This window comes from Klebsiella sp. JB_Kp031, from assembly GCF_040064295.1.
In the GTDB taxonomy this organism is placed as follows: domain Bacteria; phylum Pseudomonadota; class Gammaproteobacteria; order Enterobacterales; family Enterobacteriaceae; genus Klebsiella; species Klebsiella quasipneumoniae.
Window position 1 is genome coordinate 49172 of record NZ_JBEAJW010000024.1, and the last position, 13254, is coordinate 62425.

The following is a 13254-nucleotide window of genomic DNA, read 5'->3' on the forward strand; positions in this document are numbered from 1 at the left end:
CTATTCATTATTTCCACCATCAATAATTTTAGCAACTTCTGCAGTAGCATACCCTGTAGACCCTGGTGATTTGTCTTCAGAACTTTTTTCATTATTGTCAAATTTATCATCATTTACAGTGGCAAAAATATAAATAACCAAAGTCAATAATGCACCAATATTTACAAGCCATGAGCTACCTGTTTTTGTTCCCATGTACCCTAGAATGCTTAGAGCTAATGCAAGCATTCCAGTTAGGACACCTAACCCCAAGAGATCACGTGATTTTTTATTGCTTAGTATTATATCTAGACATAGGGTTCCTAATATTGCGAATGAATATGTGAAAACATTTATACTTTCAAGAAAAGAAACATGCTCATCACCCGCATTAGTAGCCAAAATATATGGGAACCAGATTCCCACGCCACCAATAAAAACCACACCACCAACAAAAAATGAGATAAAAAGAATGCTTTTGAAAGCATTTCCAAGCCTATTAAAAAGCTCATCAAAGGCATTTCTCCATTGGTTATCTCTTATTTTAGGCATGACAATAGCCCTCGATAGATTAGAAAACCCATCATTTTTATTTGAATAAAAATTGTAGAGTAAATTAACATTATATAAGCTCCCAAAACGCTCGATCACGCATCTTTTTGACCTGCTTATCCCCATCCACATACAGGCTAAAATGCTTTTCAAGCTGGCGAATATTCCCCATCAAGGATTCCTGCTCGCTCTTATCATCAACGTTAAATACAGCCTTGATATCAGCATTCTTAATCTCGGATACTCGATGGATCACCCAAGTTAAAATATAGGAGGCATAATTATTTTCCCCAGTCTTAAAGTGAGTAATCTCCTGCGTTGACAGGATCGCTCCAACACCATACTCACGGCCTTCTTTTAGGATCTTGCGCAGACTGGAAAAATCCTGACGCATAAAGTTATCGGCTTCGTCCACCAGAATCATTTTGGTGAGCTGACGATAATCCCCCCGCACCACCGGTTTACCGCGCTTTTGCATCTGCGCGTAAAACAGATCCAGCGTGAGCGCAACCACCAGGTTTTGCACTTCTGGCGGGTAGCCAGCCAGTTCAATCACGGTGACGCCGTCAATCAATTCGTACAAGCTGGTCATCTTCTCCGGGATGGTTTCGAATATCTTGTAACGCGCCAGCTTAGAAAGCGCTGCGTAAAGCGAATCTTCTTCAACCTTTTCCTGATCAAGGAAGCGCTGCCATACATCTTCAATCGTTGGCGCGGTTCTTGACCATGTTGTTGAGTCCTCTGGTGAAATCCCCGCAGCTTCGTAGCATTCTAAAATCAGATTTTCTAATTTAAGCTGCTGCTTATGGCCCAGGCCATAGGCTTTCGCCATCGTTTCAGATAATCCACCAGCGGTATGGATAGGTAGCATTGGCGTATCGCCAAACAGAGATAATGGATTATAAGGCAGCTTAAATAGCTTGTACTTTTTCGCCCCCGTTGCATCTAAGAAAGCATCATCTACATAGTCCGACTTATAGTCGAAGATCAGCAGGCCGATTGGTTTACCATCAACGTTAAAGGACTGATTGCGTATCAGTTGTGTGACCAGCGATTTAGTAAACTGGGTTTTACCGGTGCCCATCGTTCCAATAATGCCGGTATTGGTATTCATGAACTTGGCGGTGTTGGTTGGCTCCCAATGTAACGGGCTCTGACGCACTGCATCATGACCAAACAGGATCTGTAATGGAGTATCGCTAATATCAGGTGTCACCACCGGAACAGCAGGCTGTAACGACTCTGGTTCTGAAATTGACTGTGCAGCAGTCGGCATTGCTACTTCTACTACGACTTCGCGTTGTGACGAGCTGGCATCACACTCTGGCTTAAGCCGATATTTTTCCGGCACCCGGTATCGTTCCGCCAACGGTGGTTCATCCCCCTGCGAAGCAATCAGCGAAGGCAGCAGTGAATAAGGGATTTCGATCTGTAAAATATTCTCAGTTGTCTCTTTATAAGAAAGATCGAAGCAAGTTCCACTGTCTACATGAGCCACGACGAAGCCGTTCGCATAGTCGGTCAACTCACCTAACTGATAGTCACCCGTTAACCACCATTCGCGTCGATCCAGCAAGGGAGCCAGTTTGTCGCTGTCCAGCACTCCATACAGGCGCAGTTTCTCCACCTGCATCAGCACCTGACGTATAAAGAGCGCCCGGTACAGCTGTGATGCCAGCGTCTGTGGTTCCAAAATGTCCTGCTGTAAGTAGCGTTTCAACTCACGAGCCTGTTGGCCTGCATAGCTGTAGTCCGGTCGCGCCCCGGTTTTAACTTCCAGCGGCAACAGATAGAGGCGGTCTTCTTTGAATCCCACAAAGAGTACATCATCAGAGATGGCACCTTTACGATAACCCTGTAAATTTCTCGATAAATCAGTCTCTTTCATTTTCAGCCCGACATTGCCGGACACGCGGATCATTTCGGCCACCGATAGCGGAATCCAGCAAATATCGGACTGGTGCAGCATGGATTGCACAAATTTGTACGCGCCTATAATGCCGTGTTTCTCTTTACGCTCCCTTTCACTGGAGCGTAGCATTTTCAGCAGCCATTCACCGTTAAAGGCATTAAATTCAGCCAGCAAATGCTGACTATCAACAGCAGGTTGCCCTGACTGACTTCCTGTCTGGAGCAACCGCAGGAACAAATCAACCTGCTTCGTGACGGTGACGGCATCGTAGCCTGCGCAACTGGTGTACTGGTCAGAATAGTGGATAAGCACCACATCTTTCTGACTGGTGAAAAAGTCGAGGGTGACTTTTGGATCAATGATGGTGGTCCAGAGCGCACTGTTGTAGGAGTAATTGAGCAGCTGTTTAAAATTACCGCTCACGGCCAGGCCGATCCCTTGTCCATGATACTGGCTGTTGCTTTGACGTGCGGGTTGCCACAGGCAGCCGATTAGTCTGGCAAGACGCAGGGCGCAATAAGACTCAGTATCCACATCTCGCAGTCCAAAGGCGGTAAAGTAAGCATCCCCCTGCGTTTCGGCACCTTCCCCAGCGATCAACCCATGACACAATACCCCGCTGGATGCATCTTCAATGCGGATCTGGCGGCAATCCACAGGTGCTGTATTGGTGAAAAATGCCAGATGCGCATAGGCCAGCTTGTCGCTTTCTGACGGCAGGACAAACTTGCTGAACGTTAACCGGCTACGCAGCAGGTCAATCAGCATATCGGCTTCTGCCCGCCATACGCCGCTGTTCAGATCGAGATCGTTTTTAAGCTGCTCGTAGCTACCACTTTCGGCAAAGTGATCGAACATATTGGGTAGCAAACGTTCATCGTAACAGTTCACATGCACCGAAATAGCGTGCTCTTTTTCTTGCTTAAAATATTCTACTAATCCCAGAAACAGTTCTTTGGCATTCCCTTGATTAATGGCATTGATAATCAACGCACTGTTTTCAGCGCTCTGGAACAACCGGGCGTAAGCGTCCGTGAACTCATTGAGTTTGTCTTTTACCAGACGTTTAACGTAGTCATGGCTGACCTGCCGCTGGGGAACTGCGTCAATCCAGAAGCGGTTTTCTTCCACCGGCTGTAGTTGCGCGTATTCATGCTCACTGTGGTAAACAAACGGCATTAATCCGGAAACTATCAGGCGATCGAGAGTGATCGGCGGTAGTGTGGCAAATGAAGCCGAATCGTTCTGTTCCGACTCCGCAACGATAGCTTCTGCCAGTTGTAGATGGTAGGCCAGCACTAATGGGTGCAGTGGTGAGAGACGCTCATGGCTATCATTGCGGCAGATCCCCAGATGGAGAAGACGTTTCTCCTGCGCTGTCAGCGCTCTGCTCAGGCCGATTTGCTGGAGTGACTGTTCAAACGTAGTAACAATGTAGCTGACCAGTGTGCGATATTCTGCTGACCACGACACCAGACTCGGTAGGGTGTTACGACGATGATAGTAGGCAAATAACTGCTCATAGGCGTTATGGAGATCGGGGTAGCTGGCAAGAAGTTCATCCAGCGCAAACTCACTATCGTCACTTCCCGTACCTAGCAGACGTTGTTCAATTAATGAGGCTTCCAGTATCAACAACTGCTGGCGTACACCGACGACCTTGTGTTCAGTATTATCGAGTATGATGCGCCCTTTTAGTCGGTTCCAGGTTGCATTACCCTCTTCTTTGAACAACTTATTGAAACGACTTTGGTCAAAAAGCAACGGCAACGTTAGCCCTTCTTCTGCTCCCGGCCCCTCGATGTTAAACGACAGACGGGAATCACCGGAAACGAGCGCAAACTGAACCAGGTCACTTTGATTTGCCAGCGTCTCAAAATTCACCAGAGCATAATGCTGGCAGTCGATGTCTTCGCTCCCGTCATCCAACGTACATATCAAGTTGCCAGACTCGGCAATACGTAGCGTGTTATCTTCCAGTTGCAGGGTTATTTGATCTTTACCTGGCTCAACGCGGTAGCAGTGCTGAATATCGTTTAGCCAGAATTGTCCTTGTTCGACCAACAACAGGCGAAATTTATACTCTTCGGCTGAATTATTGCGGTTGGTCAGTTCGAGACTAAAGAAGCAGGGATACCCGTCAAAAGGCACCGACGCCATAATGCGGGAAGTCTTGCCGCCCGCCCGGCTGGTGCGCCAGAAAGATGCATTCTTTAACTGGCGATTATGGGCAATCTTTATCTGGTTATCCTGAAGATCATTACCTTGGAAACTGAATTCCAGCTCAGCCTTTGATTGCCCTGGCTGCACCTGCACCAGCAGGCTGATGTCTCGTTTGCCTGCCTTACTGGCGCTTTTCGCCCGTTGCCAAACCTCGCCGTTTTCGACGGAGACGTTTTCCAGCACCAGTTTTTGTTCGCTATTCTGTTCTTTCTCTTTCCTGTAGTCGGAAAAATCGAGCTCACGCCAGTCATCTTTATCGTAAAAATGCTCCTGAATGAATTTTGAACTAAACTCAGGCAGCACATTCTCCAGCTGTCCACTGTAGCGTTCAACACTATCTTCTATCTGGCGATATAATTTCCGGTTTTCATTCAGTCGGGTGCGTAGCTGCTTCTGGGTATAGTTCAGTAGTTCATCATCTTTAAACAGATGAAGCTCGGAGAAATCCAGATTGCCATCATCCAGCAAGCGATACAGCGACGAAAAACCAAATACCGTCGCGCCTTCATCCAGTACCGTCGCCAGTTGATCCTCCAGCAAACAACGGGACAATTCCGAACGGTTACTATCAGTGGTAATGAGCTTTTCCAGTTGATGACTGAAAGTTTGTGGGTACCAGATAGCATCCGGTGCCGCGACGTCTTTCGTGCTGTTAATCAGGGTATCGAGCATACTGTTGTGAATAATCAACAGCGCTGTTTGGGCAAAAATGCCGCTGCGCCCTGCAACTTCATCGCGCAAATGAGAAATGTAGTTTTCTGTGAATGCTGGAGCCTCAGCACCATGCAGTACAGGAATAAGCTGAACACCATTGCAGGGGAGGCAATCAATACATTGCCCTGACGCAATTTCCAGCCGATTGCCGTTCGCCAGAGAGACGAATGCTTCCCAGAGTTTTAGGGCATTATCGGGATCGGGAGATTTGAACTGGTAGCGCTCGCCAGGCTGAATGATGCCACCTACCCATTCAATAAAGGTTTCTGCCAGATAGGTTTCATACTGTTTTACGGACATACACGGCGTCTCCACTATCACTCATTCGCTCTACATTTCCCATGCGTTCATAAAACGCCACCAGCATTTGCGCCGACTGGTTGTCAAGATAAAAACCGCGCTGTTCAAAACCACGCAGCAGTTCATGCAGGCGGAGTTTGTCATTTTTGCCCACAGTGAGATTGGTCAGTAACAGAAGACGATCCTGATTCAGCACCAGCACTTTTCCTGCCCGACCACGGACCTGAATGAAGTCAGTGCAAATTTGGTTTTCCAACTCGTTAACGTATTTACGATTGACCGTGGCGCGGTCAGTTTTTTTACCCTGAAACTGCTCTACGGCAACGGCTAAGAGCTGTTTGAAGGCATTTTCCAGGTTTGTTGCGCGTTCACGAAGCGGGAGGCCTCGATCCACAATAAAATCCTGCAAATAAACGTTAAGGTCATTAAGTACTCGGGCAGATGAGTCTGAATCATTCAGAGTATCTTGATAAATCTGCCATAACGGACGCTTTTTCTGTCCTTTTCCCCACTGCAAAACCTCAAGTGCAGAGAGAACCGGGAACAGTTTTTCGCTCTGGCTAGCGAACAGCTTATAACCATAACGTTTCACCTTTTCCCGTTCGGAGCTGGCTTTTTCGCTATCAAGAATAAAAAACAGTGATTTGCTTTGTGGTTCGCCATCCTGCCAGTTGTCCAGATTGAGAGCCAGTTGAGCGCACCAGCTAAAAGCGTACAAACGTAGGGTGTTGGTCAATTCCTGTAAAAGGTACTGCGGATGTTCTGCCAGAAATGCCAGATCAGACTGAAAACACGTTACCATATACGGGAGATACGGTTGCTCTTCGGCAAACGGTCCTTTCCCCAACAGCTTTATTTTTTCATTGAGCTTATTCAGCATTTGCTGCTCGATGAAGTTCAGTCTGTCCTGTATGGGATAACGGAGGCTGAAATCTCCCATCAAATTGGCAAATAGCGTGCCAAGTCGTTTATCTGCCGTTGAACCGGCACTTATTTTTTCACCATTAAACTGGGCGTGGAACAGTAAAAAAAGTGGGGAGACACGGAAAATATCCTGACTGGAAAAATACATCCGTTCTAGCACGGACCAGAATGCAGGCTCATCAAGCAGCTCCTGCAGATGTGTTTTACAATCTTCACGGAATTGTTCGGGATCGTAAGCTTCGATTTTGCGTTTCAGGGCGTAGCTAAGGACCAGACCGGTGACGAATTGCCAGCTAATATCGTTATTTTTATTGCGCACAGGCAGGTAACTATCCAGTTGATTGTTACCCACTTTTAACTCGTTTGCGATAGGGTACATTCTGCTAACCCTCCATACCGCTAATAGTGATCATATCGTCATCCGCCTTTGCACGATAAACCCGTTGTCTGCCATCATAAAATTTGATTTCGCTGCTGGATTTAGCCTGCTCCGCGATCAACTCAACAATTTCATCCAGTAACACGATGGCATTTTTATCGTATTTATTCGGACGATAGCCATTATTCAACTTGTCCAGTAATTCGAACAAATTAAGCCCGATATGGATATGAGGCAGTGGATTTCGCCCCACCTTTAAATAGACATCGAAGCCAGTTGGATGAGCCGTATGTTTATTACGGATAGCATCCCAATCAGGCTTCACCTCTACCGGTGCGGTTATTTTTACCCCACCAAACTCACCCAAAAAGAACTCTTCTTTTTGCATACTTAATTCAGGTGCTTTGCGGTTAGCATAGCGCTGGATACCCGCGATAAGCTCAAAAGCATAGAAGCGATTCAGTGATCTTTTTTGCTCCGGATCTGCTGTGTAATTTCTATGCAAATGCCAGATTTCTGAGTAACGTTCAAACAACGATTCGTTAAAGAACGCGGAAAATCTCCGATGATAATCATTACCCAACGACTCGTGCTGCAACAGCCAGAAAAGCCGGATCAAGGAGGTTGCGTCACCGGGCTTAACGCTCTGGCGATCAAACTTAATGTGCAACGGCTCAAGTGCGGCTAAAAAATCATCGAGATCAGCGTCAACCAGTCCCAGTTCATAGCGCAAAACAAACTGATCAAGTTCATAGGTGTGCAATCTGGCGGGATCAAAATCGGAAACTTTTTTAATCAGATCATTTTCTGCACCGATGAAGAGATTATCAAATAAGTAGCCAGGCCCCATCAACAGATGATGCAGAAAGTCCAGCAGCGTTCGGGTCGTGACAAACTGGTCTTTAATCAACCGCGCTTTAAAGAGCTGCGTAATTAATACATTCTGCACTCCAGGCATGCAAAGCAATTTAAAGTTTGCGACCTCTTTTAGATCTGGATTAATTAACTCATCGCGCCGAAAGATAAACTGAAATAAATTGTTATCATCGTCACGAGTTAAGTTATCTAATAAGGCTTTAATAAATGATGAATAGTTTTTATTTTCGTTAAACTGGAATTTAGGATAGTGTTCAAAATCAAAAAAAGAACAATTTTCGATACGGTAAGGACGGCTTGCATCCTGCTGCCCTGATAAAAATGAGTCAATTGCAGACCGGAGCACCTCATGGCATTCATCACCTTCTCGGGCAAAGTTAGCAAGCATTCCGGTGTTGATGCCAATGAGCAATGGAGATGACTGCTGCTGATGATTAGTAAATAACTCATTCAAAGCATCAATGGCTGATTGTCGAGGGGCAAAGCTATGAGTGGCATCCAGATGGAAAATAAATCGCCGCTGATAACGCGGATCTGACTGACAGCGGGTTAAAATTTCGGACTTTCCGTCACCGCTACTACCGCACAAAAAAATGATTTCACCGGGTTTAGCAACATCCAGATAGCGTTGTAATTCAGTTTCAATTTCTTGTTTAACAAAGAGTTGTTCCTTTAACTGATCGAACTCATCTTTCTGACGGTGTGTCACGGTGGTGACGGAAAACGAAGATGACTTCGCAAGTACACCCAACGCTTTACGTAATGTGATTGCGCTCATAACTTCATGTTCTCTAAAGTAGGAATACACCTATTCTATAAAAGCTACCCACTGATATCTATAGGCTCTTTGACACATTCATTACGAGCATTTTCAAAATTGTATATTTTCCTGTCCGTCCACGAAACACATCCAGAGATGCCGGGTCAAGTCCATCCATCAACCAGCTTCACTTTGGAAGCTGGTTGATTGGTTGTATATTAATTAAACACATACACTACATATTACCCCGATTGACTTTTGCATAGTCAAACGGAGTAATCCCTCTCTCCCGATTCCCATCCAGAAAGTCAGCCCACCATTGCAGCATCAGTTTGCGTTCATCCAGATGCTCTGCTTTATGAATGTAAGCCGCACGTACTGAGTTACGTTCTATATGGCTCATTTGCCGCTCTACAGCATCCCTTGACCACAGCCCTGACTCAATCAACGAGCTACATGCCATAGTCCTGAAGCCATGCCCACAAACCTCCACCTTAGTGTCATATCCCATAACACGCAGCGCCTTATTCACCGTGTTTTCACTCATCGGTTTACGAGGGTTATGATCGCCAACGAAAACAAAATCACGCTCACCACTAAGCTTGTGAACCTGTTTCAGAATTTCTAATGCCTGGCGAGACAGCGGCACTAAATGAGGCGTACGCATTTTCGAGCCACGCTGTGAATTCTTCACTCCTTCAATAGCTTCTCGTTCAGCCGGTATTGTCCACATTGCCGTTTCAAAATCGATTTCAGACCAACGCGCAAAGCGCAATTCACTGGAACGAATGAAGATTAACAATGTAAGCTCAACAGCCAAGCGGGTCAAAGGGCGTCCCGTGTAACCGTCAATTCGGTGGAGCAATTCAGGTATGCGTTTCAGCTCAAGTGCAGGGCGATGGACACGATTACTGGAAGCAACTGCACCAGCCATTTCCTGGGCTGGGTTGTAATCAATGAGGCCACTTTGAACGGCATACCTCATGATGGCAGTTGTCCGTTGCTGAAGACGAGAAGCAACTTCAAGGCGGCCAGTTGCTTCTACAACTTTAATGGGTGCAAGCAGATCGCGAGTTTTTAGCTCTTCAATACTACACTTGCCTATTGTAGGGAACAGATTGTCTTCCAGACTCTTCAGTACGCGTCGACTGTGATCCTCTGACCACTTCTTGTTAGCGGCATGCCACTCTCTCGCCACAGACTCAAAAGTGATCGCCTCTTTCGCCTGCTCTTCTTTCACTGCACGTTTGTGTTGACGGGGATCGATACCTGCAGCAACAAGCCTCCTAGCCTCTTCCCTCTTCTGCCTCGCCTCGGCTAACGATGTTTCAGGATAAACACCAAATGCGATCAGGTGCTGCTTACCACCAAAGCGAAAGCGGAACCGCCAGTATTTTGAGCCGTTAGGGTGAATAAGCAAAAACATGCCATCCCCATCGACAAGGGTGTACTCCTTTTCCTGCGGTTTTGCAGAACGCACTTTGATATCTGTCAGAGCCATAAAAGTTCTCCTTCCATGAGCCACCGTGAGTATACAACCATTATCGAACCAGCATATATACTCGGTTCTATACTCACAAGCGACTAGATGTGGGTTGACTCAGATTGACTTCCGTTGAAAGAAAAATCGCGGAAGGCCTTGTATGGCGGGGATTTCAGACACAAAAAAAGACGTCCGTTGACGTCTATTGATGTTCCGATGGTGCCGAAGGCCGGACTCGAACCGGCACGTATTTCTACGGTTGATTTTGAATCAACTGCGTCTACCGATTTCGCCACTTCGGCACTGAAGGGGATGCGGAAACGTTCTGGATTATACCTGTCGGCGGCGGCCATGCAAGCGACAGCGTGTCGTCATTGCGCTAAGTGTTGAAAAAAACAGCGCTATCCTGCGCGGCGTCACCTTTTGCCGCCGTTCTATACCGCGACGGCCACCAGCCCCCCTCCTCTCACAACCCCGCGCCCCCAACTCCACCTGCCAGCCATCCCCCTTCTACCCCAGCACTCCCAAACCCCACTCAAACTTATCTCAAATTTTTCTCACCTCACTCTCACCTGCACCCCTATAACAATCCATCTCCCCCCAAACAAATCCCCCAATATCCACTCCCCAACTATTCCCCCTAACCCCACCCACCACCATTCCCATATATTCCAGAAAGTTTTAGCCAATGCCTTTTAGTTATTCATCCGCCTCGCAGCAAAATATTAATTTCATCAATATTTTTATAACTTTACATTAATGAAAAGTTTTCTTTTTGCCGTTTATTCCAGGATTTTCCTCAGGCGTGAAGGGTTCCGGTAAACACTATTTTTACTAGTCGCTGTACGAGTCTTGATGGACATATTCACTCGATGAATTAACTCAGGAGAATACTTGTGACGACGTTAAAACCTTTGCTGGCCCGCAACCGCAGCTGGGCGCTGCAAAAGTGTCAGCATGACCCGGACTATTTCGAAAAATGGGTCGACGGGCAGCGGCCCCACTCGCTGTGGATCGGCTGCTCCGACAGCCGCGTTCCCGCCGAGGTGCTCACCGGCAGCCAGCCCGGCGAGCTTTTTGTCCACCGCAATATCGCCAATATGCTCGACCCCGCCGACGACAACGTCATGAGCGTCCTGCAATATGCCCTCCACTACCTTGAGGTGGAGCGGGTGGTGCTCTGCGGCCACTACGGCTGCGGCGGCGTGCAGGCGGCGCTCTCTCTGCCCACCCTGCCGCTGGCGCAGGAATCCTCGGCGCTGGCTCGCCGCATCGGCCAGCTGCGCCACACCCTGCATCACGAAATTGCGCAGATCGCCGATGGGTGTGGTGTTGCGGCCTCCCCGGCCGCCAGTGCCAGCGCCAGTTCCGACGCGGAGCCCTCTCGCCGTGCCCTTGATGCCCTGGTGGAAGCCAACGTTCGCGCCCAGTTCGCCCGTCTGCTGGAGAGTGAGCCGGTGCAGACGGTGCTCGCCAGCGGGCGGCCGCTCAGCCTGCACGGCTGCGTCTACGATCTGGCTTCCGGCCATTTAACCACCCTCGTTGAACACCTCTCACCGCAGGAGCACGCCCCATGAACACGCTTCGTCAGGACTCTCTCGCCGGCATCGTCGTCTTCCTTGTCGCCCTGCCGCTGTGCCTCGGCATCGCCCAGGCCAGCGGCTTACCGCCCTTCGTCGGCCTGCTGACCGGCATCATCGGCGGCCTGGTCGTCACCGCCCTCAGCCCCTCCCGCTTCGCCGTCAGCGGCCCCGCCGCCGGACTGGTCACCATCGTCGTCGCCGCCATTGAATCCCTGGGTTCCTTCTCCCTCTTCCTGATGGCGCTGGTGCTGGCCGGCGTGCTGCAGCTGCTGTTCGGCATTCTGCGGGCCGGGCGCTTTATCTCCCTCGTTCCCGCCAGCGTCATCAAAGGCATGCTGGCGGCGATCGGCATCCTGCTGATTATGCAGCAAATCCCCGTCGCGCTCGGCACGGCGGAAGAGACCGGGCTTGCCGATGTGGTTCAGGGCAATGCTGCTTTCTCCGTCACTGCGATTGCCGTCGCCGCGGGCGGCCTTCTGGTGCTTTGGCTGTGGGGCTCGCCGCTTATCCGCCGGGTGAAGAGCCTGCGCTGGATCCCCGGGCCGCTGATCGCCGTCCTGCTCGGCTGCGTGACCACCCTGCTGCTGACCCATTTTGCGCCGCAGCAGCTGGCCGCCCTGCCGCGTATTACCCTGCCGGCGTTCGGCAGCCTCGGCGAGCTGCTGGGCGAGCTGGAGTCTCCGGCGTGGAGCGCGTGGCGCAATCCGTCGGTGTGGGTGGTGGCGGTGACCCTGGCGCTGGTCGCCAGCCTCGAAACCCTGCTCAGCCAGGAGGCGCTGAAAAAGCTGCGCCCGCAAAATCCGCCGCCTTCGCCGAACCGTGAAATGGTCGCCCAGGGCGTGGGCAATCTGCTCTCCGGCGTGCTGGGGGCGATGCCAATCACCGCGGTCATCGTCCGCAGCTCGGTGAACGTTAGCAACGGCGCGCAGAGCAAACTGTCGATCTTTATCCACGGCGTGCTGCTGTTGATCTGCGGCCTGTGGTTCAGCGGTCTGCTGACCCTGATCCCGCTCGCCAGCCTCGCCGCCGTGCTGTTGTATACCGGCTATAAGCTGGCGACGCCGCGGCTGTTCATCGAGCAATTCCGCCAGGGGGCGGCGCAGTACGTCCCGTTCCTCGCCACCATCGGCGGGATTATCGCCTTCGGCATGCTGGCGGGGATCGGGATTGGTCTTGCCACCCAGATGGCGTTCAGCCTCTGGCGCAGCCATCGCCACTCGCTGCAGCTGGCGCGCTACGATGACCACTACGTGCTACGCATCCAGCAGAATCTGACCTTTATGCACAATCCGCATCTGCTGGCCCTGCTGGCGAAAATTCCGGAAAAGAGCGTGGTGATCGTCGAGCACGACAGCGTCGGCTATCTGGACCCGGACGTGCGGGCAGTGCTGAATGATTTTGCCGAGAGCGCCCCGCAGCGCGGCATCCGCCTTAATCAGTGGCCGCTGGCCAGCCGCTGACCTTAACGGGCGGCTGGTCCGCCCGCTTCGCGACCCCTCCGATTGCCAAGCGCCGGGGAATACCATGCTCTACACTTTCTGGGTTATCACGCCAACCCCAAGGAAATGA

At 49.8% G+C, this 13254-nt stretch carries 7 protein-coding genes and 1 tRNA gene; 2 read left to right on the forward strand and 6 right to left on the reverse strand.

The window, feature by feature from the left end; translation table 11 throughout:
- The 6 genes from ABLV64_RS09565 to ABLV64_RS09590 form a co-directional block, all read right to left on the reverse strand.
- Positions 1–630, reverse strand: coding sequence for a hypothetical protein (locus ABLV64_RS09565; RefSeq protein ID WP_154064632.1), 630 nt, complete (start codon positions 628–630; stop codon positions 1–3).
- Positions 602–5680: a DNA phosphorothioation-dependent restriction protein DptH gene (dptH, locus tag ABLV64_RS09570; protein WP_154064631.1), complete on the reverse strand. Its 5079-nt coding sequence runs from the start codon at positions 5678–5680 to the stop codon at positions 602–604. Before dptH ends, ABLV64_RS09565 begins: the two co-directional genes overlap by 29 nt.
- Positions 5661–6983 carry a DNA phosphorothioation-dependent restriction protein DptG gene (dptG, locus tag ABLV64_RS09575; protein ID WP_154064630.1) on the reverse strand — a complete coding sequence of 441 codons (1323 nt, stop codon included), beginning with the start codon at positions 6981–6983 and terminating at the stop codon, positions 5661–5663. The genes dptH and dptG overlap by 20 nt, the downstream gene beginning before the upstream one ends.
- A gap of 4 nt (positions 6984–6987) precedes the next feature.
- Positions 6988–8637: a DNA phosphorothioation-dependent restriction protein DptF gene (gene dptF / locus ABLV64_RS09580; RefSeq protein ID WP_154064629.1), complete on the reverse strand. Its 1650-nt coding sequence runs from the start codon at positions 8635–8637 to the stop codon at positions 6988–6990.
- Between the two features lie 217 nt (positions 8638–8854).
- Complete coding sequence (locus tag ABLV64_RS09585) at positions 8855–10120, reverse strand: integrase arm-type DNA-binding domain-containing protein (RefSeq protein WP_154064628.1); 1266 nt, start codon at positions 10118–10120, stop codon at positions 8855–8857.
- Between the two features lie 199 nt (positions 10121–10319).
- Positions 10320–10404 (reverse strand) — tRNA-Leu (locus ABLV64_RS09590).
- Positions 10405–10998: 594 nt separating this feature from the next.
- On the opposite strand from ABLV64_RS09590, the gene ABLV64_RS09595 reads away from it, so the two are divergent.
- A complete protein-coding gene (locus ABLV64_RS09595; protein WP_136084724.1) occupies positions 10999–11679 on the forward strand; it encodes a carbonic anhydrase in 681 nt (226 codons plus the stop codon).
- Positions 11676–13145, forward strand: coding sequence for a SulP family inorganic anion transporter (locus tag ABLV64_RS09600; protein WP_136084725.1), 1470 nt, complete (start codon positions 11676–11678; stop codon positions 13143–13145). Before ABLV64_RS09595 ends, ABLV64_RS09600 begins: the two co-directional genes overlap by 4 nt.
- Positions 13146–13254 lie beyond the last annotated feature (109 nt).

Excerpts from the sequence above, each read along its gene's own strand:
- dptG (WP_154064630.1), bottom strand. The coding sequence starts at position 6,983 with ATGTACCCTATCGCAAACGAGTTAAAAGTGGGTAACAATCAACTGGAT.
- ABLV64_RS09585 (WP_154064628.1), bottom strand. The coding sequence starts at position 10,120 with ATGGCTCTGACAGATATCAAAGTGCGTTCTGCAAAACCGCAGGAAAAG.
- dptH (WP_154064631.1), bottom strand. The coding sequence starts at position 5,680 with ATGTCCGTAAAACAGTATGAAACCTATCTGGCAGAAACCTTTATTGAA.
- ABLV64_RS09600 (WP_136084725.1), top strand. The coding sequence starts at position 11,676 with ATGAACACGCTTCGTCAGGACTCTCTCGCCGGCATCGTCGTCTTCCTT.
- dptF (WP_154064629.1), bottom strand. The coding sequence starts at position 8,637 with ATGAGCGCAATCACATTACGTAAAGCGTTGGGTGTACTTGCGAAGTCA.